This window comes from Rhodococcus sp. FG69 (genome assembly GCF_057808915.1).
The window spans coordinates 1-23,507 of record NZ_JBMDIX010000027.1 but is presented as its reverse complement, the minus strand read 5'-3'; the positions used below and the strand labels follow the sequence as shown (position 1 = coordinate 23,507).

At 64.1% G+C, this 23,507-nt stretch carries 20 protein-coding genes; 10 read left to right on the top strand and 10 right to left on the bottom strand.

The window, feature by feature from the left end; all coding sequences use genetic code 11:
* Complete coding sequence (locus ACODSO_RS19740; protein WP_068375929.1) at positions 1 to 525, top strand: CGNR zinc finger domain-containing protein; 525 nt, start codon at positions 1 to 3, stop codon at positions 523 to 525.
* Between the two features lie 38 nt (positions 526 to 563).
* On the opposite strand, the gene ACODSO_RS19735 is transcribed toward ACODSO_RS19740, so the two are convergent.
* Positions 564 to 1,403 (bottom strand): ABC transporter permease, encoded by an 840-nt coding sequence (locus ACODSO_RS19735; RefSeq protein WP_489038463.1) that lies wholly within the window; start codon positions 1,401 to 1,403, stop codon positions 564 to 566.
* Entirely contained in the window at positions 1,400 to 2,377 is a 978-nt protein-coding gene (locus ACODSO_RS19730) for an ATP-binding cassette domain-containing protein (RefSeq protein WP_068375941.1), read from the bottom strand. Before ACODSO_RS19730 ends, ACODSO_RS19735 begins: the two co-directional genes overlap by 4 nt.
* A gap of 125 nt (positions 2,378 to 2,502) precedes the next feature.
* On the opposite strand from ACODSO_RS19730, the gene ACODSO_RS19725 reads away from it, so the two are divergent.
* Both ACODSO_RS19725 and ACODSO_RS19720 read left to right on the top strand, forming a co-directional pair.
* Positions 2,503 to 3,267: a sigma-70 family RNA polymerase sigma factor gene (locus tag ACODSO_RS19725; protein ID WP_068375934.1), complete on the top strand. Its 765-nt coding sequence runs from the start codon at positions 2,503 to 2,505 to the stop codon at positions 3,265 to 3,267.
* Positions 3,264 to 4,016 carry an anti-sigma factor gene (locus ACODSO_RS19720; RefSeq protein ID WP_489038461.1) on the top strand — a complete coding sequence of 251 codons (753 nt, stop codon included), beginning with the start codon at positions 3,264 to 3,266 and terminating at the stop codon, positions 4,014 to 4,016. The genes ACODSO_RS19725 and ACODSO_RS19720 overlap by 4 nt, the downstream gene beginning before the upstream one ends.
* Here the strand turns inward: ACODSO_RS19720 and glsA are convergent.
* Complete coding sequence (gene glsA / locus ACODSO_RS19715; RefSeq protein WP_489038460.1) at positions 4,013 to 5,839, bottom strand: glutaminase A; 1,827 nt, start codon at positions 5,837 to 5,839, stop codon at positions 4,013 to 4,015. The two genes, ACODSO_RS19720 and glsA, sit on opposite strands and share 4 nt — an antisense overlap.
* 259 nt (positions 5,840 to 6,098) lie before the next feature.
* Between glsA and dxs the strand changes: the two genes are divergently transcribed.
* On the top strand, positions 6,099 to 7,979 hold the full coding sequence (dxs, locus tag ACODSO_RS19710) for a 1-deoxy-D-xylulose-5-phosphate synthase (protein ID WP_489038459.1): 1,881 nt from the start codon (positions 6,099 to 6,101) through the stop codon (positions 7,977 to 7,979).
* A gap of 17 nt (positions 7,980 to 7,996) precedes the next feature.
* Here the strand turns inward: dxs and ACODSO_RS19705 are convergent, their stop codons facing one another.
* The 3 genes from ACODSO_RS19705 to ACODSO_RS19695 all read right to left on the bottom strand — a co-directional run bounded on the left by ACODSO_RS19705 (position 7,997) and on the right by ACODSO_RS19695 (position 10,591).
* Entirely contained in the window at positions 7,997 to 8,281 is a 285-nt protein-coding gene (locus ACODSO_RS19705; protein ID WP_068375945.1) for a YciI family protein, read from the bottom strand.
* Between the two features lie 36 nt (positions 8,282 to 8,317).
* Positions 8,318 to 9,715 carry a sugar porter family MFS transporter gene (locus tag ACODSO_RS19700; protein ID WP_068375952.1) on the bottom strand — a complete coding sequence of 466 codons (1,398 nt, stop codon included), beginning with the start codon at positions 9,713 to 9,715 and terminating at the stop codon, positions 8,318 to 8,320.
* Between the two features lie 132 nt (positions 9,716 to 9,847).
* Complete coding sequence (locus ACODSO_RS19695) at positions 9,848 to 10,591, bottom strand: SDR family oxidoreductase (protein WP_489038458.1); 744 nt, start codon at positions 10,589 to 10,591, stop codon at positions 9,848 to 9,850.
* A gap of 169 nt (positions 10,592 to 10,760) precedes the next feature.
* On the opposite strand from ACODSO_RS19695, the gene ACODSO_RS19690 reads away from it, so the two are divergent.
* Positions 10,761 to 11,795 carry an amidohydrolase family protein gene (locus ACODSO_RS19690; RefSeq protein WP_231912565.1) on the top strand — a complete coding sequence of 345 codons (1,035 nt, stop codon included), beginning with the start codon at positions 10,761 to 10,763 and terminating at the stop codon, positions 11,793 to 11,795.
* 72 nt (positions 11,796 to 11,867) lie between these two features.
* Here the strand turns inward: ACODSO_RS19690 and ACODSO_RS19685 are convergent, their stop codons facing one another.
* The 4 genes from ACODSO_RS19685 to ACODSO_RS19670 all read right to left on the bottom strand — a co-directional run bounded on the left by ACODSO_RS19685 (position 11,868) and on the right by ACODSO_RS19670 (position 17,182).
* Positions 11,868 to 13,973 (bottom strand): 3-hydroxyacyl-CoA dehydrogenase NAD-binding domain-containing protein, encoded by a 2,106-nt coding sequence (locus ACODSO_RS19685; protein WP_489038457.1) that lies wholly within the window; start codon positions 13,971 to 13,973, stop codon positions 11,868 to 11,870.
* Positions 13,970 to 15,196, bottom strand: coding sequence for a thiolase family protein (locus tag ACODSO_RS19680; protein WP_068375959.1), 1,227 nt, complete (start codon positions 15,194 to 15,196; stop codon positions 13,970 to 13,972). Before ACODSO_RS19680 ends, ACODSO_RS19685 begins: the two co-directional genes overlap by 4 nt.
* Before the next feature lie 73 nt (positions 15,197 to 15,269).
* Positions 15,270 to 16,541, bottom strand: coding sequence for an HRDC domain-containing protein (locus tag ACODSO_RS19675; RefSeq protein WP_068375960.1), 1,272 nt, complete (start codon positions 16,539 to 16,541; stop codon positions 15,270 to 15,272).
* A gap of 41 nt (positions 16,542 to 16,582) precedes the next feature.
* Entirely contained in the window at positions 16,583 to 17,182 is a 600-nt protein-coding gene (locus tag ACODSO_RS19670; RefSeq protein ID WP_068375965.1) for a DUF3000 domain-containing protein, read from the bottom strand.
* 147 nt (positions 17,183 to 17,329) lie between these two features.
* On the opposite strand from ACODSO_RS19670, the gene hemE reads away from it, so the two are divergent.
* From hemE to ACODSO_RS19645, 5 genes are read left to right on the top strand one after another with little or no spacing between them, the layout of a single operon-like run.
* Positions 17,330 to 18,394, top strand: coding sequence for a uroporphyrinogen decarboxylase (hemE, locus tag ACODSO_RS19665; RefSeq protein ID WP_068375977.1), 1,065 nt, complete (start codon positions 17,330 to 17,332; stop codon positions 18,392 to 18,394).
* Positions 18,391 to 19,752, top strand: coding sequence for a protoporphyrinogen oxidase (locus ACODSO_RS19660; protein WP_068375968.1), 1,362 nt, complete (start codon positions 18,391 to 18,393; stop codon positions 19,750 to 19,752). The genes hemE and ACODSO_RS19660 overlap by 4 nt, the downstream gene beginning before the upstream one ends.
* 5 nt (positions 19,753 to 19,757) lie before the next feature.
* Positions 19,758 to 20,453: a hydrogen peroxide-dependent heme synthase gene (gene hemQ, locus ACODSO_RS19655; RefSeq protein ID WP_068375971.1), complete on the top strand. Its 696-nt coding sequence runs from the start codon at positions 19,758 to 19,760 to the stop codon at positions 20,451 to 20,453.
* On the top strand, positions 20,450 to 21,136 hold the full coding sequence (locus ACODSO_RS19650; protein ID WP_489038456.1) for an HAD family hydrolase: 687 nt from the start codon (positions 20,450 to 20,452) through the stop codon (positions 21,134 to 21,136). Before hemQ ends, ACODSO_RS19650 begins: the two co-directional genes overlap by 4 nt.
* A gap of 35 nt (positions 21,137 to 21,171) precedes the next feature.
* Positions 21,172 to 23,448, top strand: a complete 2,277-nt coding sequence (locus tag ACODSO_RS19645; protein ID WP_197480826.1) for a molybdopterin-dependent oxidoreductase — start codon at positions 21,172 to 21,174, stop codon at positions 23,446 to 23,448.
* The last annotated feature ends 59 nt before the right edge of the window (positions 23,449 to 23,507 follow it).

Below are 23,507 nucleotides of genomic sequence, written 5' to 3'. Positions count from 1 at the left end.
GTGCATATCAACCCTTACGGAACATATGCGGTGCAGTTGGGCGTGGACCTGTTCAATTTCCCGCCGAACTCGGCCGCCGAATTGGGACGCCGTTGCATCGACGGGGGACTGGTGGTCGATACCGTCCCCACCGACGCCGACTCGACCGAAGCCGCGGCGTTCCTCGCCGAGTGGGTGAGGGTCGTGGACGCGGAGACCGACGAAGCACGCGCGGACATTCTCAACGACCTGCTCGCGCGCGCGTCGGCCTATCCGAGGCTGACCAATCACGCCGGTGATGGCTGGCACATGCACTATCGCGATCCGAACATCCCACTCGGATCGGTCATTCGAGCGTTGGTCAGCGTCGGCACCGCCCTACATTTGACCGGTCGCGGCATGAACCGGCTCGGGAGATGTGCAGCCGAGGACTGCGTGAAGGTGTTCGCGGACGTATCGCGCACGGGCCGCCAGCGCTACTGCGGAACCGTGTGTTCGAATCGAGACGCAGTCCGCAGACACCGAGCGCGCGCAAGCGCGGGGTAGGCAGCCGGGTAGGCAAGCAGGCTAGCCGAGGGCTCCTGTCAGGTCTTGCGGTTGTACAGACGCATCGTGATCGGACCGAAGACGACCAGGAATCCCGCGCACATCGCCGCAGTCACAGCCAATTTCGTGGCATCGGGATCGCCGTCCATCAGCGACCTGATCGACGTGACGAGAAAGCTGACCGGATTGACTTCGACGAATGCTCGCAGCCATCCGGGCATCGTCTGAGGATCCACGAAGATGTTGCTGGCGAAGGTCAGTGGGAACAATATGAACATCGACACGCCCATGACGGCTGCTTCGGTGCGGACGATCATGGCGATCATCGTCCATACCCACGAGAGGCAGAACGAGAACACGAGCAGCAACGCGATCGAGAGCACGACACCGACGATGCCGCCGTCGGGCCGGAAGCCGATGACCAGGCCAAGGACCAGCACAATCACCGACGCCAGCGAGTAGCGGACCACATCTCCGAGGAGTGCGCCGACCAGCGGTGACGGTCGCCAGATCGGAAGTGACCGGAAGCGGTCGAACACACCCTTCTCGATGTCCTTGTTGAGGGTCACCCCGGTGTACATCGTGATCATCACGACGGTTTGAACCAGGATGCCGGGAAGCAGGAACTGGATGTATGCGCTCGTCGAACCTGCGAGCGCGCCACCGAAGAGGTACGTGAACAACAGGGTGAACATGATGGGAAACATCGTGACGTCGAACAGTTGCTCGGGGACGTGCTTGATCTTCAGCAGTGCCCGCCAGCCGAACGAGAGCGAGGTTGACAGGGCATTCGGCTTCGGGGGACGCGATGCACCGCTGACGAGTACATCCGCGACCGCGGCAGTTGCAGCAGCTTCCTTGGTCAACGAGGTGGTCATGATGCTGTCTCCGTCTCGATGTTCGTTTCGTCTTGTGCGGTGTGCCCGGTCAGTGCGAGAAACACTTCGTCGAGGCTCGGTTGTCCGATGGCGAACGACGCCACGGCGATGCCCGCATCCTCGAATGCCGGAAGCGCGGCAGCCACCGAAGACGCCTGGTCCAGACGTGCCGACAGCGCTACCGGGTCGGCTTCTTCGGTGACCGATTCGGAGAGGAGTGTCCGAAGGATTGCGGCGGCGTCGGCACGCCTGCCCGGATCCACGACGCGCACGTGCAGCGATCCGGCACCGACGGACGCCTTCAGCTCGCCCGTGGTTCCTTCTGCGATGACCTTCCCTCGATCGATCACGGCGATTCGCCCGGCAAGCTGGTCTGCCTCGTCGAGGTACTGGGTCGTCAGGAGCACCGTCGTGCCGCCCGCGACGAGGGCGCGAACGATGTCCCACACCTGATTTCGACTTCGTGGATCGAGCCCGGTCGTCGGTTCGTCGAGAAAGATCAGTTCGGGTGTGACGATGATGCTCGCTGCAATGTCGATGCGACGGCGCATACCGCCGGAGTACGTCTTGACCTGACGGCCGCCGGCGTCGGCGATGCCGAACGCGCTCAGAAGCTCGTCGGCACGTGAGCGTGCCGACGGGCGGGAGTAGCCGTACAACCTGGCCAGAAGAACGAGGTTCTCGGTGCCGGTGAGGTCCTCGTCGAGCGAGGCGAACTGGCCGGTGAGCGAGACCTTGCTTCGAACTCGGTCGGCCTCGGTGACCACGTCGTGGCCGAGTACCCGCGCGGATCCGCCATCTATCGGGAGCAGTGTCGCGAGCATCCGGATGGTGGTGGTCTTGCCTGCTCCGTTCGGCCCGAGCACGCCGTATACACCACCACTCGGTACCGAGAGGTCTATTCCGTCCACTGCGATGTTGTCGCCGAACCGCTTGATCAGGCCCGATGTCTCGATGGCAGGCATGTGTCCCATTCCTCCAAGATTGTCCGAAGCGGACGCGAGGTGCAATTCATTTTCCCGTTCGGCCATCCGTTTCGCAGCGTGTACCGAATATGTTGTGCGGCGGGAAAACGCGGAGGTTTCGGTGTGAGAGCCACATGAGCACTACTCTCTTGATCAATGAACGTGATCAGAATCGAATCAGTTGGGATCTTGTTCCGGTGAGTGCCTCTCCGAATTCGGGCTCGCCGGACGAGGGAACGCCGGATTCAGAAGTCGACCCGTCGGTGTCCCTTGGTGCGGATGGCTCAGCATCGGACGGCGCAGCGTGCGCGGTTCCGAGCGCCCAATTGCGAAATCTGCGCGCGGACGAAGCCGAGAAGCTACGTCGGTTGATGGCTGCAGTCGCCTCCGGAGATCAGCGCGCTTTCGGTGAGTTGTACGACGCTACGAGCGCCCGTGTCTACGGAATGGTGCTTCGGGTACTGCGAGACCCCGGATACAGCGAGGAGACGACCCAGGAGGTCTTCCTTCAGATCTGGAGCTCGGCTCCGAACTACGACCCGAACCAGGGAAGTCCACTTGCCTGGATCATGACTCTGGCGCATCGTCGCGCCGTCGACCGTGTGCGGTCCGAACAATCCGGTACCGATCGTGAAGCCGCGTACGGGGCAATCAGCCATTCCCCCGAACACGACGAAGTGCTCGAGGCAGTGACGCAGCGACTCGAGTCCGACGCCGTGATCGCGTGTCTCGACACTCTGACCGATACGCAACGCGAATCGGTACGAATGGCGTACTACAGCGGTTGGACCTACCGCGAGGTGGCGGAACGGCTCGGTGTGGCGGTGCCGACCATCAAATCGCGAATACGGGACGGGTTGATCAAGTTGAAGACATGTCTGGGGGTGACACCCTCATGAGCGAGGCATCGCGACAGCGGTTGCTCGACGCCGCAGAGGTGTACGCCCTCGATGCTCTGAGCGCGGCCGAGGCCGCCGAGATCGAGCAGGAACTCGATTCGGTCGATTACACCTCTCGTGTCCAGTTCACCATCTCGGTCAGCGAGATTCGGGAAACGCTGGCACTGGTATCGGTTCTGGACGCCATCGAACCTTCGGACGAGCTGAAAGCTCGTGTGCTCGAAGGAATCCGCAGTACGACGCAGGTGACTCCATCGGCACCGTCCACCGTGTCGAGTCTGAAGAGACATCGGGATCGCCGAAGCAACCGATGGCGAACGATGATGATGGCTGCGGCGGCCGTGGTGGTCGTTGCAGTCGGCGGTGGCGTCGTCGCCAATCAGGTCCTCGGCAACGATCCGGTTCCCACCCCGGCCGAACAGATCGCGGCGGCACCGGATGTCAGGACGACGACGGCAGATTTCCCGGGCGGCGGAACCGCAACCGTCTCCTACTCGCGGGAATCGGATTCGGTGGTCGTCGAACTCGACGGCGTTCCCCAACCTGCGGCCGGCCAGGACTACCAGATGTGGTTCGTGGACGGCACGCCGAGATCGGTCGGCCTGGTGACTCCAGATCAGCTCGCCGGCGGTGACGGAACCGTCATCGACGGTATGGGGGCATCGACGAACTTTGCGTTCTCGCTCGAGCCGGCAGGTGGATCACCTCAGCCCACCGAGGTGCTGACAATGCTGACGCTGTCGTCTTAACGCCCGACGTCGAACTGCCCGAGGGATTTGATCGCGGTGTTCATCTGCATGTAGGCGCCCGTCGCCAAGGAAGTCAGCAACTGAAGCTTGACCTCGGGTGCGTTCGCGGTGAGCGACTCGAAGTCGTGCACCGATATCACCGCCACCGACAACGGCGTGTCGGCGCAGAAGTCGAGAATGAAATGCGTCTGCGCAAGCAGCGGCATCTCGCCGAAACTCATACCGGGCGACAATGTCGAAATGCGGTGACGAGACCCGCCGGGTGAGGTGAACGTCGAGGACACCTGTCCGGCAAGGACGAGGAACAATCCGGCCGCGGGTTGGCCACTTTCGACAACGACCTCGCCGCGGGCATAGCGTCTGATGGTCAGAACCGACGCGACTCGTGCGTACTGCTGCTCGGTCAGCCCGCTGAGGACCGGATGTTGTTGTGGCTCGATTACTTCGGGTTGACGCGGTCCGACGCAGTAGCGGTCGAGGAGAAGCTCTTCCGCCCACTGGATCGCAGCCCCCAGATCGCCGAAGACGCGCCCGGCGACCGCGTCGGGATCGATGCTCGATGTGGTCTGCCCCATCACTGCTCGGGGGTCGACGAGCGAGGCCCGACATCCGCGGGCGGCCAGGTGACTGCGCAGACTGTCGAACATCGTCCGGGCGATCTCGCTGACCTCGTCCACTCCACGGACATCGATGACAAGGGCATCGAGTTCCTCGTCGAGGTTGCCGATCTCGCGCACCGCCGTTTCGGCACCGGAGAACAACAAGTCCCCGTGCAGTTCGTACACACGTGCCCGGGCACCGAACTGGGCGAGCGCGGCCTGTTCGACGTCGCCCCGGCGTTTCCGCGACGGGGCCTCACCGACCGTGTACTTGCCTCGAATTGCCGATCTGGCGGCTCGGGTGACGTGCAGGAAGTGCAGTTCGAGCTTCTTCGAGAGCTCGCGACACGCCGCGACACCGCGGACGCTGTTTCCGTGTTGATCCAGCCGAGGTGAGTAGACCGCAATACCCATCTGTCCGGGTAGCACCGCGAGAACCCCGCCGCCCACCCCACTCTTCGCAGGCATTCCGACGCGGGCGACCCAATCGCCCGCACCGTCGTACATCCCGCACGTGGTCATCACGCTCAGCACTCGCTCGACGAGGGCAGGCGCCAGCGCGCGATCCCTGGTCCGAGGGTTCGACCCGTTGTTGGCCATGGTTGCAGCCATCATCGCGAGGTCGGCAGCTGTCACGTCGATCGAGCACTGTCGGAAGTACAAATCCACTGCGGCGTCAGGATCGCTCTCGATGATGTCGAACGAGCGAAGCATGTATCCGATTGCCCTGTTGCGGTTTCCGGTCCGAGCTTCGGACTCGTATACGGCGGTGTTGAACGTCAGTTCGCGGCCGGCATACCGCGAGTAGGCCCGCCGAATGCGCTCGAATCGTGCTTCCGGCGACGGGCCGGCGACAAGGGAGGCCGACGTGATCGCGCCGGCATTGATCATGGGGTTACGAGGACGCTCCGTGATCGGATCGAGGCTGATTTCGTTGAACGGCTCGCCGGACGGCTCGATGTCGATTTTCTGGGCGACAGCGATTTCGCCACGATCGGCGAGCGCAAGCCCGTAGGTGAACGGCTTGGAAATCGACTGAATGGTGAACGGAACTGCGGTGTCGCCGACTTGGTAGACGTACCCGTCGCTCGTTGCGAGCGCAATGCCGAAGCCGTCGGGTGTGACGTCCGCCAACTCGGGGATGTAGTCGGCAACGCTCCCGGACTTGTCGCCCTGACAGGCGTCGAACACGTGCTTAAGGATCTGATCCACGACGGTCGTCATGAGGGAACACTATGCTTCGACCTCGGGTTTCACACGAAGTCGTCGCGCACGGGAGTCGAGTCAGCGGAACGACCTTTCCACCGTGAACCCAGTTGTTGGGGCTGGCAGCGTCTTCACAGTATTGTCGATCGGAAGGCCCCCCGATCAGCTGTCCCGGCACCCACCTACGACAGACTACGTAGACTGTGGGGATCGAGAAGTTCGTGTCGATCGGCACAACTGCACGCAAGAAGATTTCCGGCCGGAGGGAGCGATCTCGTTGGGTGTTCTAGCTCGCGTTCAGACGCCCGAGGACCTGCGCCGTCTGGCACCGTCCGAGGTAGTGGATCTCGCTGAAGAGATTCGCGAGTTTCTGGTGGAGACCGTGTCCGCGACAGGTGGGCACCTCGGTCCCAACTTGGGCGTCGTCGAAGTGACGTTGGCGGTCCATCGCATCTTCGAGTCGCCTCGCGACCCGATCATCTGGGACACCGGCCACCAGGCGTACGTGCACAAGATGATCACCGGTCGCACGGGTGCGTTCGACTCCCTCCGGAAGCAGGGCGGACTTTCCGGCTACCCGTCTCGCGCCGAGAGCGAGCACGACTGGGTCGAGTCCTCGCACGCGTCGGCCTCGTTGTCGTATGCCGATGGACTCGCGAAGGCTTTCGAGCTCACCGGCCAGAAGGACCGTCACGTCGTGGCCATCGTCGGCGATGGCGCGCTCACCGGCGGAATGTGTTGGGAGGCTCTCAACAACATCGCGGCGGGCAAGGACCGTTCACTGGTCATCGTGGTGAACGACAACGGTCGTTCCTATGCGCCGACTATCGGCGGCTTGGCCGAGCATCTTGCCGCTCTTCGCCTGCAACCGGGCTACGAGCGCATTCTCGACAACGGGCGCCGCATCGTCCGCAGGATTCCGCTCGTCGGGAAGACTGCGTACGCGATGCTGCACGGTATGAAGGCCGGAGTGAAGGACGCGATCAGTCCACAAGTTCTCTTCACCGATCTCGGCATCAAGTATCTCGGACCGGTCGACGGGCACGACGAACAGGCTCTGGAATCTGCACTTCGGCGCGCGAAGGCGTACGGCGGCCCGGTGATCGTGCACGCGGTCACGCGTAAAGGCATGGGGTACGCGCATGCCGAGAACAACGTTGCCGATCAGATGCATGCCACGGGGATCATCAATCCGCTCACCGGACTGGCGCGATCGAAGTCCGCGCCGGACTGGACCTCCGTTTTTTCCCGTGAGCTCATCGATCAGGCAGCACAACGAGAGGACATCGTGGCGATCACCGCCGCGATGGCTGGCCCCACCGGTCTTGCGGCGTTCGGGGACAAGTACCCGGACAGACTGTTCGACGTCGGTATCGCCGAGCAACATGCGATGACGTCGGCGGCGGGCCTCGCGCTCGGCGGCCTGCACCCTGTCGTCGCGGTGTATTCGACCTTCCTCAATCGCGCGTTCGACCAGCTGCTGATGGACGTAGCGTTGCTGAATCTGCCGGTGACGCTCGTCCTCGACCGGGCCGGTGTCACGGGGTCCGATGGTGCGAGTCACAACGGAATGTGGGACATGTCGCTGCTCGGGATAGTGCCGGGCATGCGGGTGGCAGCTCCACGCGATTGTGCAACGCTCCGGGAGGAACTGGGCGAAGCTCTGGCGACGGACGACGGCCCGACTGCTCTCCGTTTTCCGAAGGGCGCAGTCACCGAGGACATCCCGGCGCTGCGGCGCATCGACGGTGTCCTGGACGTCATGGTCGAGCCGGAATCGACCGAGCGAGACGTCCTCATCGTCGCGGTGGGAGTGTTCGCGGCATTGGCTCTCGACACTGCTGCTGCACTGACCGAACTCGGCCTGTCGGTTGCCGTCGTCGACCCCAGATGGGTGTTGCCGGTGCCCGAGTCGCTGCTCAAGCTCGCCGAGGACTACCAGCTCGTCGTCACGCTCGAGGACTCTGGCGTGCAGGGCGGCATCGGGTCCACCGTGTCCGCTGCACTCAGGGCGGTCGGAGTCGACACCGTATGCCGTGACGTAGGCGTGCCACAGCAATTTCTCGACCACGCGTCACGGGACCAGATTCACCGCGAGTTGGGATTGACCTCCGCAGACTTGACGCAGCGCATCGCAGGGTGGGCCAAAGCTCTGTAGAGCGTCAGGCGGGGAACTCAGCCGCTGAATTCACCCATCGCGGGTGTCCATTCGGTGATGCGGACATCCTCGACGAGACCCGCACGCGCGAACGGATCGTGGGCGAACAGTCGGGAGACCGCGTCCGCATCGGACGCCGACACGATGAACATCGCGCCGCTGTGATCGGCAAGAGGACCTGAGGATCGAATAGTTTTTCGCCGGACCATCTCCTGAATCCATGCGCGGTGATCGGTGCGGTGGTCGTCTCGACCGCCCGACGTCTCTGCAGTGTAGGAATATTCGACGACGAACATCGGCATCAGAGTTCCTCCTCGTACTTGTCTTGCTCCTCGGCACTACAGGACCATGTCCTCGAGTTCCATGCCTTTGGTTTCGCGAATCTTGAACTTGACGAAGAAGAACGACAGCAGTGCGAAGAACGCGAAGAACGAGTAGATGAATCCCAATCCGATCGATTCCGTCAGCGGTGGGAACGCGAGAGTTATCGAGAAGTTCGCCACCCAGTTGGCAGCGGTGCTGATCCCGAGTGCCACGGCGCGCATGTTGTTGGGGAACATTTCACCGAGCATCACCCACATGATGGGACCCCATGTTGCCGCGAAGAAGATGACGAAAAGATTTGCACCGATCAGGGCCACGGTGCCCCAGGGCGTGGGGAGTGTGAGTTCGTCGCCGGATCCGACTGCCTGGGTGAACGCCACGGCAGCCAGTACGAGTCCGACGAACATGCCGATCGATCCGATCTGCAGCAGGTTCTTTCGGCCGAACCTGTCGACGAACAGAATCGCGACGAATGTCATCGTGACGTTGATGACGGACGTGATCACCGAGGTGACGAAGGACTGATTCTCGCTGAACCCGACCGACTTCCACAGTGTCGTCGAGTAGTAGAAGATGGCGTTGATGCCGACGAACTGTTGCAGAATTGCCATCGTGATACCGACCCACACGATCGGCTGAAGGCCGAACTTCGGACCGCGGATGTCGTTGAACGACGATTTCGCCTCACGCCGGAGGGTCAGTCGGATTTCTTTGACGCGTTCCTTCGGGTTGACCTCGCCCGTTATCTCACCGAGAACGCGGGCAGCCTCGTCGTCGAGGTGTTTGCCGACGAGATATCGAGGCGACTCCGGAATCAATGTTGCGAGGACGCCGTAGACGAGTGCGGGGACGACGCCTACGAGGAACATCCAACGCCACGCTTCCATCCCGAACCACAGGTCGTTCGACGGTCCGCCCGCTGCGTTCTGCAGGACGGCGTCCGACAGCAACGCAGCGAAGATGCCGATCGTGATCGCGAGTTGCTGCAAGGAGGCGAGCCCGCCTCGATATCGAGCAGGTGCGATCTCGGAGATGTACGCGGGGGCGATAACGGAGGCGATGCCGATCCCGAGGCCGCCGAGGACACGCCACAACATGAGGTCCGGAATGCTGAACGCGAAACCCGACCCGACGGAGGAGATGGTGAACAGTGCGGATCCGAGCAGCATGACGCGCTTGCGACCCCAGCTGTCGGCGAGTCGACCGGCGAACCACGCGCCGACAGCGCAACCGAGCAACGCGATGGCCACCGCAAACCCGGTGACGAAGGAACTGAGGCCGAAGTTCTCCTGAATCGAGTCGACCGCTCCGTTGACGACCGAGCTGTCGAAACCGAAGAGGAAGCCGCCGACTGCAGCAGCGATCGTGACGCCGATGACTTTCGCGGTGTGATTCTCTGCAGGCTGCGTCATGCGAACTCAGCTTTCCAAGGTCGATACCAGCAACGATGATGGTCTTCGACATCATGAACCTGCCGACGCGTCGCGTGGTGAGATTTGCGGGATTTCACCCGAAGCGTTATCGCCCGGCTCGGCGGTCGGGCGTCATGAACACCACTCGCTGTACGTCTGTTTTCCACGATCCGCATCGGGGCCGAGCAGGAGAGTGCCGTCGCGCATCGCCTTTCCGTACGCGCCGGGTATCGGGACCTCGACGATCCAGGGCCTTTCAGGAAGTGAGTCCGCGTATCTGCGAACCATATCGACCATGCGTTCTTCCTTCGGACCGCCGAGATCGCGGACGTGACCGGCGGGTGTGCCCTCGGCGAGCTCGACCAGACGCTCTGCTACTTCCCGTGCAGCGATCGGCTGTGAACGCATCTTCGGGATGACCACGAGCCGCCCGATTCCGACCGCGCCGTATAGCTGTCCCGCGAATTCGTGAAATTGCGTCGCTCGGAGGATCGTCCACGGCACGGTGCCCTCTTCGATCACCTTCTCCTGCGCGACCTTGCCCGCGTAGTAGGCATGCGGTGCCTTGTCCGAGCCGACGATCGACAACGCAACATGTTGCGACACACCAGCATCCATCTCCGCTGCCAGGAGGTTTCGCGTGACGGTCGTGAAGAATCCGGTGGATTCGCGTGCCGACATGGTCTGTTTCGACGCAACGTCGATGACTGCGTCGGCTCCGGAGAGGGCCCGCGCCAGCCCTGCACCGTCGACGAGATCCACACCGGACGATCGGGTCAGGACGACGACGTCGTGCCCACGTTCGGTGGCCACGCGTACGACGTGTGTGCCGACTGCTCCGGTTCCACCTGCAACTGCGATTTTCAACGGTTTCATACCTTCACGACGAAGTAGACGACATGAATGTATCGCTCGTCGGTGGTGTGTGACGGGAATCTCGACGAGAGGGGATCGAGCGTTGACTGTGGATTATCTCATGTGTGACGATAGCGTCAGTTCAAGGAGACGCCGGCCCGGGTGACCATCGAAGAAGGACGCACACACCATGATCGATCGTCGCACCCTACTCGGCGCGCTCGGCGCAGCAACAGTGTCCGGAGTCGCACTGTCAGCTGTGAGGGCCACCGCCGCGCCGCTTCCGATTGCGGGCGGGGTGATGGACATCCACTCTCACATGGTGCCGGACTTCTACCTCCGGGAGGCACTGGCGTCGGGCATCGCTTTTCCCGACGGCATGCCGAAGTGGCCGTCCTGGTCGGTCGGCGAGCACATGCAGATGATGGATGGCTGCGGGATCGACACAGCGATCCTGTCCGTGTCCTCACCGGGAGTGCATTTCGGTGACGACGGCAAGGCCGCCGATCTGGCCCGGCGTGTCAACGATTTCGGAGCTGGTGCAGTCGCTGAGCAGCCTCGTCTCGGATTCTTCGCGTCGTTGCCGCTGCCGAACGTGCTCGACTCGGTGCTCGAAGCGGTCCGCGCGCTGGATCAGCTGGGTGCGGACGGCGTGACAGTCATGTCGAACGCGGGCGGGATGTATTTGGGTGACCCTGTACTGACCCCGCTGCTGGCGGCGCTCGATGCGCGATCGGCGGTTGTCTTCGTGCACCCGACCTCGCCGCCGAATTCCTCGGCGGTGTCACTCGGGCTGCCGGCACCGATGATGGAATTCCTTTTCGACACAGCACGTACCGTTGTGAATTTGATCCTGCTGGGTGTGGTCGATCGCTTCCCGAACATTCGTTGGGTCTTCACCCACGGCGGCGGAGTGCTTCCGCTGCTGGCGGATCGAGTGGACTTCTTCCGGTCTCAGGTCGGCTTCGGGACTCCGACGACCCCGGACGTGTTGCGGCGGTTGTGGTTCGACCTCGCAGGCACGCCGGTTCCACGGCAACTGCCCGCATTGCTGTCCACTGTGGGCCCGGACCGGCTGGTGTACGGCAGCGACTACTGCTTCACTCCCATCGCGGCAGTGCAGGAGCAGATGCGGGCCCTCGATTCCGGCGCTGCGCGCGGTGGGTTCGAGGATTGGCGAGCCTCGACATCGAGCAACGCTCGACAATTGCTCGACCGCGCCTAGCGCCGAGATCGAAGTTGTGCGCGGCATTCGCTCGAAAACCGTGCACAACCTCGAACTCGGCAGGTGCAATGCCTAGACGCTGGCTACACCCGGCGCGAGGAATCGCTTGCCTGTCACGGCTTCCGAGGTGCCGGTGCGGTCCAGGTACGGGGTGATGCCGCCGTTCCAGAAACCGAAACCGCCGCCGAGGAGCAAGCAGAGGTCGATGTCTTCTGCTGCTGCGACGACACCCTCCTCGAGCATGATGTTGATCTCGTCGGCAAATGCCCGGCGAGTGCGGTCGAGGACTTGTTCGGCGGTCGAGGGTGAATCACCCTGCGGCCACAGGGCTGCGACCTCGGGATCGACGATTTGACCCTCTGGTCCGTAGGTCCACACGCCCGGCTTCTTCGCCTCGACGAGCGCACGGAATCCGGGGGAGTCCTTGAACCGCTCCGGGTATGCCTCACCGAGCGTCTCGGCGGTGTGCAGTGCCACGGCCGGGCCCACGAGTGCCAGCAAGGTCAGCGGGCTCATCGGCATGCCGAGTTCGCCCACTGCGCCATCGGCGACATCGAACGGTGTGCCTTCGTCGATCGCGCTGATGATCTCGTTCGACGCACGCGTGACGAGGCGGTTGAAGACGAAGCCCGGCAGATCCGCCGACAGGACGGCCGACTTCCTGAGAGTCTTGGCCGTAGCGAATGCCGTTGCGAGAGTGGCATCGTCGGTCTTTTCGCCCTTGACGACCTCGAGCAGTGGCAGGACGGCGACGGGGTTGAAGAAGTGGAAGCCCACGACGCGCTCGGGGTGCTTCAGGTCCGCAGCCATCTTGGTGATCGACAGCGAGGACGTGTTGGTCGCGAGAATCGTTTCGGCAGAGACGAATTCCTCGACCTCGGCGAACACCTTCTTCTTGACGTCGAGGTTCTCGAACACTGCCTCGATGACGAAGTCGGTCTTCGCGAAGGCGGACTTGTCGATCGAACCGGACACCAACGCCTTCAACCGATTTGCGGCATCGGGGGACAGGCGCTTCTTGCCGAGCAGCTTGTCGATCTCCCCGTGGACGTAGCCGACGCCCTTGTCGATGCGCTCCTGATCGATGTCGGTGAGGATCACCGGCACCTTGAGTTGGCGCACGAAAAGCAGTGCGAGCTGGCTGGCCATCAGGCCGGCACCGACGATGCCGACACCGGAGATCTTGCGTGCCAACGACTTGTCGGGTGCGCCGGCGGGACGTTTCGCGCGCTTCTGCACCAGATCGAAGGCGTAGAGCCCTGCGCGGAGCTCGTCCTTGACCAGCAACGTGGACAGGGCCTCGTCCTCGGCCGCGAAGGCCTTGTCGAGCGATGCCGAGTCGGTGATGTCGGTGCTCTTGGCGAGCTCGAGCAGCTCCACCGCGGCGACGGGACCCGGGGCGAAGTTGTTGGTCTTGCCCGCGACGATTCCCTTGGCACGGGCGACGGCGTCGTCCCAGGCCTGCCCACGGTCGATCTCGGGACGGGCCGGGGTGATCTCACCCTTGATAACCTGAGCGGCCCACGCGAGGGACTGCTCGAGGAAATCGGCTCCACCGAAAACGGCGTCGGCGATTCCGAGGTCGAGCGCCTGCTGCGGCTTCAGCGTGCGGTTCTGGTTCAGAGCGTTCTCGATGACGACGGTGACGGCGTTCGAGGCTCCGATGATGTTGGGTAACAATTGGGTCCCGCCCCACCCTGGTACCAGGCCGAGAAAAGTCTCGGGAAGCCCGAGAGCTGCCGCGTTGTCGGCGACCGTGCGGTAATGCGAATGCAGGCCGACTTCGAGACCGCCGCCGAGTGCCGCACCGTTGATGAAGGCGAACGTCGGAACCGAACTTTCGCGCAGGCGACGGAAGACCTTGTGGCCGAGCTGCCCGATCTGCAGCGCCTCGTCCTTGGTCTTGATGTTCGGCACACCGTTGAGGTCGGCGCCGACGGCGAAGATGAACGGCTTACCGGTGACGGCGATTGCCACCGGGTTCGCGGCGAATGCCTCGTCGAGTGCGGCGTCGAACTTGGCCAGTCCGCCGGGACCGAAGGTCGACGGCTTGGTGTGATCGAAGCCGTTGTCCAAGGTCACCAGGGCGATGGAGCCGTCGAGCCCTGGTACGGAGATGATCTTGGTGAACGCGTTCGTGACTACCTCGTCCGTGAACGCTGTCGTGATGTCACTCATGCCTTGACTCCTGAGTAATCAGCGTGGTTAGGGTTCTCCCAGATGACGGTGCCGCCCATGCCGAGACCGATGCACATGGTCGTCAGGCCGTAGCGGACGTCGGGCGCCTGGGCGAACTGGCGGCTCAGCTGCGTCATCAGGCGAACACCCGAGGACGCGAGGGGGTGGCCACACGCGATGGCGCCGCCCCACTGGTTGACGCGGGGGTCGTCGTCGGCGATGCCGTAGTGCTCGAGGAAGGCGAGCACCTGGATGGCGAAGGCCTCGTTGATCTCGAACAGGCCGATGTCTTCGATGCTCAATCCCGTTCGGTCGAGCAGCTTTTCGGTCGCGGGGACCGGGCCGATGCCCATGACGGCGGGATCGACGCCAGCGAAGCTGAAGCCGACCATTCGCATGCCTACGTTGAGCCCGAGTTCGTGCGCGGTGTCCTCACCGGCCAGGATTGCGGCGGTGGCTCCGTCGTTGAGCCCGGCGGCGTTGCCTGCGGTGACGCGACCTGCGGGCCGGAACGGCGTCTTGAGCTTGGCGAGGTCCGAGGTGGTGGTGCCGGGGCGAGGTGGCTCGTCCTCGGTGGCCAGGCCCCAGCCTGCGGCGGACTTGGTGGCGACGGGCACGAGAGTGTCGGCGATGAAGCCGGCCTTCTTGGCGGCGTCGTACTTGTTCTGGCTGGCTACGGCGTACGCGTCGGTGCGGTCCTTGGTGATGGTCGGGAACCGGTCGTGCAGGTTCTCGGCGGTGTTACCCATCACCAGCGCGCTGGGATCGACGAGCTTGTCGGCAAGGAAGCGCGGGTTGGGGTCCACGCCTTCGCCCATCGGGTGGCGGCCCATGTGCTCGACGCCTCCGGCGATGACGACGTCGTACTGGCCGAAGCCGATGCCCGATCCGGTGGTGGTGACCGAGGTCATCGCGCCTGCGCACATGCGGTCGATGGCGAAGCCGGGGACGCTGCGGGGGAGTCCGGCGAGCAGTGCGGACGTACGGCCGATGGTCAGGCCCTGGTCACCGGTCTGCGTGGTCGCGGCGATCGCGACCTCGTCGATGCGCTCGGGAGGGAGGTTGGGGTTCTTGCGAAGAAGTTCGCGGATTGCTTTGACGACGAGGTCGTCTGCACGAGTGTCGGCGTAGATGCCCTTGGGGCCTGCCTTGCCGAACGGGGTACGGATGCCGTCGACGAAGACAACATTCCTCTGTGAGCTGGTGGACGCGGGTACAGACACGCTTTTCGATCCTCCCGACAGATGCGGACGAGTAGCCCGGCCGACGCCGGGCTCACACCCACTCTAGTGGGTATTACCCGCCGGTAACTTGTGGAGGGGTCAAAGCGTCGGCAAGCACTGGTACGACCAGCTCGCGCTGCCAGGTCCGTGCTCGTCCTTCGATGAGTTTCGCGTCGATCGCCACTCGCGCATCCGCGGGGGAGAGCGGTGTCCAGTCCCACACGAGGCGGCGCAGTACGTCCGGCATCAGCAAGTTCTCGACGGGGACGGACACTTTCTCGCTCAATTCGGTCATCGCAGCTCGGACGACCGCGAGTCGTTCGGCTGCGTCAGGGTCCCGGCGCGCCCAGCGGTTCGCCGGCGGCGGTCCTTCGAACGGCGCGGTCTTGGGTGGGAGCTCCTGCGTAGGAAGTGCACGCGCACGTTCGAGCGCGGACAACCAGACCGCGGCTGAACGGCGCTGGCGCGGGCCTCCGAACACCGGGAGCGCGCGCAGTTCGCCTTCGGTCTTGGGGTCTGCCGATGCCGCGGCCACGATGGCGGAGTCCGGTAGTACCCGGCTCGGCGCGATGTCGCGCCGCTGCGCCACCTCGTCACGGGCGTGCCACAATTCGCGCACTGCGGCCAAAACTCGTTGGGACTTGACCGCGTGAATTCCCGATGTTCGACGCCACCGATCTGTCTTCGGTTTCGGCGGTCCCATCGTGAGGATGTGGGCGAACTCCTGTGCTGCCCACTCCGTCTTTCCCTGGCTTTCGAGTTCTGCGGCCATAGCGTCGCGGAGTTCGAGGAGCACCTCGACGTCGAGTGCCGCGTAGTTGAGCCAGGTCTCGGGAAGTGGGCGGGTGGACCAGTCGGCAGCGCCGTGGCCTTTCTGCAGCGACAGGCCGAGGGTCCGTTCGACGATCGGTCCGAGGCCGACTCGTTCGAAGCCGGCGAGCCTACCTGCGAGCTCGGTGTCGTAGAGCGTCGCTGGGACCAGGCCGAGTTCGGCGAGCCCTGGCAGGTCCTGGTCGGCCGAGTGCAGCACCCATTCGAGTGGGTTGATCACATCGGCGAGCGGACCGAGTTCGCCGCTGACCGGAATGGGATCGAGCAGCACAGTTCCCGCGCCGCGCCGTCGGAACTGCAACAGGTATGCGCGCTGGGAGTAACGGAACCCTGATGCTCGCTCGGCGTCGACAGCGAGTGGACCGTGGCCGTCGGCCAGCAGCGCTGCCGCCTGCTTCACCCCGTCGAGCGTCTGGGCGATCGCTGGAACGCCGTCGGCCGGCGCGAGAAGCGGTATGGCCAATGGTGCCTCGTCCGATACATCCGACGGCTCACTGGAACTGGTCGCTGACATGAGAGGTGACTCTAAGCCTTCGGTGCCGCGCTGCGCGCGAACTACGTCCGGTTCGCCTCGCGGCTACGCAGCTCGGTGATACCAGCCGGAGGCAGTCCTGCCGCATATGCCAGCACCTCGCAGAAGGCTTCGACATGCGCCGCCAGCTCCACCGATCCCGCTGTCCACGATGCTCGCAACTCCAGTTGATGGGCCTTCGGAGGGCCTGCGATGTCGCCGTACCGAACAGAACTCGTCGACGTCACGGTGCCGCCGAGCGCGGTATATGGTTCGGAACGACTTTCGAGTGCGTCGACCAACCAACTCCACCCGACCTCGGGAAGCAATGGATCGGAGGCGAGGGACTCGTCCACGTCGGCCTGGATGTACGCCACTAGCCGCATGGTCCCGTTCCACGCTTCGTCCCCGTCGGGGTCGTACAGCAGAATGAGTCGTCCGAAGGCGTCACCGTCGGACTGTTCGCCGACATCCTCGCCGGCTGGATGCTGGACTTCGGCGCCGATCGCGTAGCTGAACGGAGCGAGCCGCTGAGGCGGCCTGATCGGTCCTATTTCGATGGCTGGGTGCACGACTGCCCGGTGCATTGCCTCGACAGCCGATCGAAACGGCGCAGGCTCGGCTGGGGATCCGGGTGTGGTCACGACTTCGGACGTTAGACTTCTCACGTTCGTGTTCGTCGGAGGCGCGCCGAGTCGGATGGCGTCGAACGGGTGTCAGACCTGCACAGAGGCGGCGACGAACGTCTCCGATAGAGGCTGCGCGGACGGCGCGTGGCAGCATGGACGTCGATGAACATCGACACGCCTTCGTCCCGTCGTCACCTTCCCGACGCACCGCTGCTCGCAGCTGTGGCCGGCCGAGCGCCGACGCGGCGTCCGGTGTGGTTCATGCGGCAGGCCGGTCGTTCGCTTCCCGAGTATCGGAAGATCAGGGCGGGCATCGGCATGCTCGACTCCTGCTTCGATGCCGAGCTGGTCGCCGAGATCACGCTGCAGCCGGTACGCAGGCACGGCGTCGATGCGGCAATCCTGTTCTCCGATATCGTCGTGCCGCTGAAGGCAGCCGGTATCGATCTGGACATCGTCACCGGAACCGGTCCAGTGGTGGCCAATCCCGTGCGGTCCGCCGCTGACGTTGCGGCTCTCCCGCGTCTCGATGCCGAGCAAGTGGCTCCGGTCGCCGATGCGATCGGTCTTCTGACCAAGGAGTTGGGGGAGACAGCGCTGATCGGTTTCGCAGGCGCGCCGTTCACACTGGCGTCGTACCTCGTCGAGGGCGGACCGAGTCGCAATCACGAGAAGACGAAGGCGCTGATGCGGTCGGATCCGCACACCTGGCACACGCTGCTCGACACCCTGGCCGATACGACGATCACGTTTCTGCAGAGCCAGCTTGCTGCGGGAATCGATGCGCTACAGCTCTTCGACTCGTGGGCCGGTGCGTTGTCACTTGCGGACTACCGCGAGTTCGTCCTGCCACACTCGACCAAAGTGTTCGACGCGGTGCGAGACGCCGGAGTACCGAAGATCCACTTCGGCGTCGGAACCGGAGAATTGCTCGGCGCCATGGGCGAAGCAGGTGCCGACGTCGTCGGAGTCGACTGGCGAATCCCGCTGGATGTCGCAGTGGAGCGCGTCGGGCCGGGCAAGGCATTGCAGGGCAACCTCGATCCCGCCGTCCTGTTCGCAGGCTGGGACGCTGTCGAGAGCGAGGTCAGACGCATCGCCGCCGAAGCCGACCGCGCGATCGAGGCGGGGGCCGTAGGACACGTGTTCAACCTCGGTCATGGCGTGCTCCCCGACACCGATCCGGACGTGCTCACCCGAGTTGTGGAGTTGGTGCATTCGCTGTGACGCGGGCAGGCCCGCGGGCAGCTGTCGTCGGAGGCGGAATCACCGGGCTCGTCGCCGCCTACCGACTGCGAACCGAGCTGGGACCCGAGGCGCAGATAACCGTCGTCGAGGAGTCGGATCGGCTCGGCGGCACCCTGCGGACAGTCGACCTCGCGGGTGGTCCGCTCGACGTGGGTGCCGAAGCGTTCATCGGCCGCAGACCGGAAGTGCCCGCTCTCATGGCGGAGTTGGGGATCGCAGATCAGCTGGTGCATCCAGCAGGCAGACGACCGCTGATCTACTCTGCGGGCGCACTGCACCCGATGCCCGCCGGAACCCTGATGGGCATCCCCGCTGATGCACAGTCGATCGCAGGGCTCGTCGATGCGGCGACGCAACAGAAGATCGCCGACGAGGTCGAGACTGCATTCGCCTGGGATCCGAGCATCGACGTCAGCGTCGCCCAGCTGGTGGGCAGTCGATTCGGTGAACAGGTTCTGCACCGTTCGGTGGATCCGCTCCTCGGAGGTGTCTACTCGGGTCTGTCCGACTCGATCGGAGTACGAGCCGCGCTTCCGACGCTCGCGGCAGCGCTCGACTCGGGGGCGCCGAGTCTGTCGTCCGCCGTGGCGAGCGCGCTCCCACCCCCGAGTTCGGAGCCGGTGTTCGGAGCGCTCCGCGGCGGGTACGGGGTGCTCGTCGATGCGTTGATCGCCGCGGCCGGAGCACGGATCGTGTTGGGCGCGCGGGTCGAGTCGATCTGCGGCGAGCGGAAGGGATGGCGTGTCGATCCGATCGGTCACGTGGACCTGGTCGTTCTCGCGGTGCCGGCCCCTGCGTTGTCGGCGATCCTGGCCGACACGGTTCCCGACGCGGCAGACGCGGCCGCCGGGATCGAGCTCGCATCCTCCGTCGTAGTGGGCATGGCGTTGCCTGGCGACGTGGAATTGCCGGACAACTCGGGAGTCCTCGTGGCCACCGATGCGGGCCTGTCGGTGAAAGCCTTCACGCTCTCCAGTCGAAAGTGGAGTCACCTTGCCGACCGAAACTCCGTTCTGCTGCGCGCATCCCTCGGACGGTTCGGAGACGAAGGCCCGCTGGGCCTGAGCGACGCAGAACTCGTCCGCACAGCGGTGCGCGATCTGCGGACTGTCACCGGGCTCGACGTCACCCCGACAGCAACCGTCGTGCAGCGGTGGCACGGGGGACTTCCGCAGTACGCGCCCGGTCACCTCGATCGTGTCGCCGAGATCGAGTCTGCAGTGCGTGATGTTCCCGGTGTTGCGGTGGCGGGCGCCTGGAGCCACGGCGTCGGAGTGCCCGCCTGCGTCGCTTCGGCGACCAGAGCAGCCGCTGCGGTGTGCGAGGTGGCACGATAGGGGCCATGGCACGCCTCGACTACTCTGCGCTCAATTCGACTCTCCGCTACCTGATGTTCTCGGTGTACAAGGTCACCCCAGGCGTTCTGGGCGACGACCGTGCCGACGCAGCCAAGGAGGCGCGCGTCTTCTTCGAGAGCCAAGAGGACAAGGGCGTCGCAGTACGCGGCGTCTACGACGTGGCGGGCTTGCGGGCCGATGCCGATTTCATGGTGTGGACGCACGCCGAACGCATCGAAGAGCTGCAGGCGACGTACTCCGACTTTCGACGCACCACCGCCCTCGGCAGGGCCAGCACGCCTGTGTGGAGTAATTCGGCACTGCACCGCCCGGCCGAGTTCAACAAGAGCCACGTACCGGCATTCATCGCAGGCGAAGATCCGGGCGACTACATCTGCGTCTACCCGTTCGTACGCTCCATCGACTGGTACCTCTTGCCGGAAGACGAGCGGCGCACGATGCTCGCAGATCACGGCAAGGCAGCTCGTGGCTACAAGGACGTTCGGGCAAACACTGTCCCGTCCTTCGCGCTCGGGGACTACGAGTGGATCTTGGCGTTCGAGGCGCCTGAACTGGACCGTATCGTGGACTTGATGCGCGATCTCCGCGCCACCGAAGCTCGCCGTCACGTTCGCGAGGAAACGCCGTTCTTCACCGGCCCCCGCGTCGACGTCGAATCTCTCGTGGCCGCTCTGCCATGATGGATGCGGTCATCTTCGACTTCTCCGGGACCCTTTTTCGACTCGATGAGGACGATTCGTGGTTCGACGGGATAACGCATTCCGACGGCACCGCGGTGGACGGTCACCACGCAGCCGAGCTGATGCGCCGGATGACTGCGCCGGTCGGTGAGGTTGTCGAGTTCGACGACGTCACCCGGCATGCGTGGCGGAACCGAGATCTCGACCCCGCGCTGCACCGGCAGGCGTACTTGCACGTTCTCCGTGAATCCGGTCTGGACAACGAAGATCACGCGGCGTCCGTGTACGGCAGGGTCATCGATCCGTTCTGCTGGACTCCGTATCCGGACGCCGCCGAGGTGCTGAAGGTGCTTGCCGCAGCATCGATCCCGGTCGCGGTGCTGAGCAACATCGCGTTCGACATCCGACCGGCGTTCGAGCGCCTCGGTGTCACCGATCTGGTATCGGAGTTCGTTCTGTCCTACGAGGTCGGCTTCGTCAAACCTCAGCCCGAGATCTTTCGCTATGCGGTCGACAAGCTCGGTGTCGATGCGAGGCGGACTTTGATGGTCGGCGACAGCGACGAAGCCGACGGCGCAGCGCGGACCATCGGTTGTTCGTTCGCGCTCGTCGACCCGATCCCGACGCCTCAGCGCCCCACCGCGTTGCTCGAGGCTGTGGAGCTCAGCGGAATCACTCGGTGAGCCGGGTCGCAGGTCCCGGTCGGCACACCCAGCACATGGCGCACTGGGGCATGTTCAGTGCCGCGGCGGCCGACGGTGAAGTAGTCGACATCCGACCCCACGCGGGCGATTCGAGTCCATCACCGGCTCTGGGAAACGTGCCGGGATCGGTCAAGCATCGCTCCCGCATCACCGGTCCGTCGGTCCGTCGGGGGTGGCTGGAGAACGGACCAGGCCCGACCGATCGGCGCGGCAACGACGACTACGTGGCCGTGACGTGGGACGAGCTGACGGATCTGCTGGCCGGTGAACTCCGACGAGTCATCGACCGTCACGGCAACGAGGCGATCTACGGTGGCTCGTACGGATGGGCGAGCGCAGGCCGATTCCATCACGCACAGAGTCAGGTCCATCGCTTCCTCAACTGCCTCGGCGGATATACGCGATCGGTGAACAGTTACTCGACCGGCGCTACCGGGGTCATCATGCCGCATGTCATCGGCGCGCACTGGAAGATGTTCTCGCGCTCCACGTCCTGGAAGGTCATCGCAGCCGAGACCGAGTTGCTCGTCGCGTTCGGCGGTGTGCCGGCCAAGAACACCAGCGTCAATCACGGTGGAACGTCCGATCATCCGACGGAATCCGCGCTCGACGCGCTTCGGGCTCGCGGCGGCAAGATCGTCTCGGTCAGTCCGCTACGTGACGACATGCACGGCGCCGCGACGTGGCTTGCTCCAGTCCCGGGATCCGATGTCGCTGTGATGCTGGGGCTCGCCTACGTGTTGGTAGCCGAAAACCTGCACGACACAAAATTTCTCGACAGATACACCACCGGCTACGACAGGTTCGAGCGGTACCTGCTCGGTGTCTCCGACGGCGTTCCGAAGACTCCGGATTGGGCGTCGACGATGTCCGGAATCGCCGCGGATGTCATCGTAGATCTGGCCAGATCGATGGCGTCTCGGAGAACGCTGATCACGGTGACATGGTCGCTGCAGCGTGTGAAGAGCGGGGAACAGGCTCCGTGGATGGGGATCACGCTCGCATCGATGCTCGGCCAGATCGGCATTCCCGGTGGGGGATTCGGGCACGGTTACGGGTCGATGAACGAGCCAGGGCTGGGACCGGTGCCGTATCCGTTGCCGACGCTTCCGCAAGGATTCAACCCGATCACCGCGCACATACCGGTCGCCGCGATCGCCGACATGTTGCTCGGACCGGGTACCGAGTTCGACTACAACGGTCGACGGATGACCTATCCAGATATCAAGTTGGTCCATTGGGCCGGCGGAAATCCGTTCCATCACCACCAAGATCTGGGCCGCCTTCGACGCGCGTTCGGGCGGCCGGACACCATCGTCGTGCACGATCCGTATTGGACGCCGATGGCAAAGCACGCGGACATCGTCGTACCGTCGACCACATCGCTCGAACGAAACGACCTCAGCTGCACTCGAAACGATCCACTGCTGGTGGCGATGCAGCAGGCCGTCCCGCGCTACGCGGACTCTCGCGACGACTACGACACCTTCGCGGCAGTGGCTCGGAAGATGGGAGTCGCCGACGGTTTCACCGAGGGCCGGACATCGGGGGAGTGGATCGAGCATCTGTACGACCAGTGGCGCGGCTACCTGAGTTCGGCGAACGTCGAGACCCCGCAGTTCGACGAGTTCTGGCGGGCGGGTTCGGTGCGAATGGCCACCGAAGAGGACCTGACGTTGTTCGCGGACTATCGAGAAGATCCCGTTCGCAACGCCCTACGCACACCGAGCGGACGCATCGAGATCTTCTCCGAGGTGATCGACAGCTTCGGCTACCAGGACTGCATCGGCCACCCGGCATGGTTCGAACCCGTGGAATGGCTTAACGGCGAACGTGCGCAACACTTCCCGCTGCACCTCATCGCGAACCAACCCCGCACTCGACTGCACAGTCAGCTCGATCACGGCGCCACCAGTCAGGCGTCGAAAGTGCAGGGTCGTGAGCCCATCCGAATGCACTCCGCGGCAGCTGCGGCGCGCGGGGTCACCGACGGTGACGTGGTCAAGGTGTTCAACGATCGAGGCGCGTGCCTGGCGGGGGTAGTCGTCGACGACGGGATGCTCGACGACGTCGTCCAACTGTCCACCGGCGCCTGGTACGACCCGCTGGATCCAGCCGACACCAATTCTCTGTGCAAGCACGGCAATCCGAACGTCTTGACCCCCGACGTCGGGGCGTCGTCGCTGTCTCAAGGATCCACGGGGCAACACGTACTGGTGCAGATCGAACGCTACGACGAGGTACTCCCGCCGATCTCAGCGTTCGATCCGCCCACGATGACGAACAGGTAGGTCTCCTAGTAGTACTTTGTTAGGTTGGGAATCTGTGGTGGCAGTGCGGGCAGGTTCCG

Bases quoted from the DNA above. Each gene is read 5' to 3' on its own strand.
- glsA (WP_489038460.1), bottom strand. From the start codon at position 5,839: ATGACGACCGTCGTGGATCAGATCCTTAAGCACGTGTTCGACGCCTGT.
- ACODSO_RS19700 (WP_068375952.1), bottom strand. From the start codon at position 9,715: ATGACGCAGCCTGCAGAGAATCACACCGCGAAAGTCATCGGCGTCACG.
- ACODSO_RS19645 (WP_197480826.1), top strand. From the start codon at position 21,172: ATGGCGCACTGGGGCATGTTCAGTGCCGCGGCGGCCGACGGTGAAGTA.
- ACODSO_RS19690 (WP_231912565.1), top strand. From the start codon at position 10,761: ATGATCGATCGTCGCACCCTACTCGGCGCGCTCGGCGCAGCAACAGTG.
- ACODSO_RS19735 (WP_489038463.1), bottom strand. From the start codon at position 1,403: ATGACCACCTCGTTGACCAAGGAAGCTGCTGCAACTGCCGCGGTCGCG.
- hemE (WP_068375977.1), top strand. From the start codon at position 17,330: ATGAACATCGACACGCCTTCGTCCCGTCGTCACCTTCCCGACGCACCG.
- ACODSO_RS19705 (WP_068375945.1), bottom strand. From the start codon at position 8,281: ATGCCGATGTTCGTCGTCGAATATTCCTACACTGCAGAGACGTCGGGC.
- hemQ (WP_068375971.1), top strand. From the start codon at position 19,758: ATGGCACGCCTCGACTACTCTGCGCTCAATTCGACTCTCCGCTACCTG.
- ACODSO_RS19725 (WP_068375934.1), top strand. From the start codon at position 2,503: ATGAGCACTACTCTCTTGATCAATGAACGTGATCAGAATCGAATCAGT.
- ACODSO_RS19650 (WP_489038456.1), top strand. From the start codon at position 20,450: ATGATGGATGCGGTCATCTTCGACTTCTCCGGGACCCTTTTTCGACTC.
- ACODSO_RS19730 (WP_068375941.1), bottom strand. From the start codon at position 2,377: ATGGGACACATGCCTGCCATCGAGACATCGGGCCTGATCAAGCGGTTC.
- ACODSO_RS19675 (WP_068375960.1), bottom strand. From the start codon at position 16,541: ATGTCAGCGACCAGTTCCAGTGAGCCGTCGGATGTATCGGACGAGGCA.
- ACODSO_RS19685 (WP_489038457.1), bottom strand. From the start codon at position 13,973: ATGAGTGACATCACGACAGCGTTCACGGACGAGGTAGTCACGAACGCG.
- ACODSO_RS19720 (WP_489038461.1), top strand. From the start codon at position 3,264: ATGAGCGAGGCATCGCGACAGCGGTTGCTCGACGCCGCAGAGGTGTAC.
- ACODSO_RS19695 (WP_489038458.1), bottom strand. From the start codon at position 10,591: ATGAAACCGTTGAAAATCGCAGTTGCAGGTGGAACCGGAGCAGTCGGC.